Raw genomic sequence first — 256 nt, 5'->3', positions numbered from 1 at the left:
GCCGGTGCCGGTGCCGGTACCGGTGCACGCGGGAACCCGGGTTCCGCGCGGGGAACCCCGGCACTAGCGTTGGACCATGCCCCCCGCATCCGCTGCCGAGAACCACGCCGCCACGACCGCCCCGACGAACCCTGTTGGCGCGGTCGTCGACCACGCCCTCGAACTCGCACCCCTCGTCGACGGCCACAACGACTGGGCCTGGGAATGCCGGGAGAACCGCGCGTACTCGGTCGAGGGACTCGAACGGGGACTGACG

The 256-nt window shown here is 72.3% G+C and carries 1 pseudogene; it reads left to right on the top strand.

Annotated features, from left to right (window positions below):
• Positions 1 to 76: 76 nt before the first annotated feature.
• Positions 77 to 256, top strand: a pseudogene (locus QN345_RS20240) (hypothetical protein); the annotation flags it as partial.

This window comes from Cryobacterium sp. 10I1 (assembly GCF_035019805.1).
Classification (GTDB): Bacteria; Actinomycetota; Actinomycetes; order Actinomycetales; family Microbacteriaceae; genus Cryobacterium; species Cryobacterium glucosi.
Note: the sequence above shows the minus strand (reverse complement) of the source record. Positions and strands in the feature narration are given on the sequence as shown.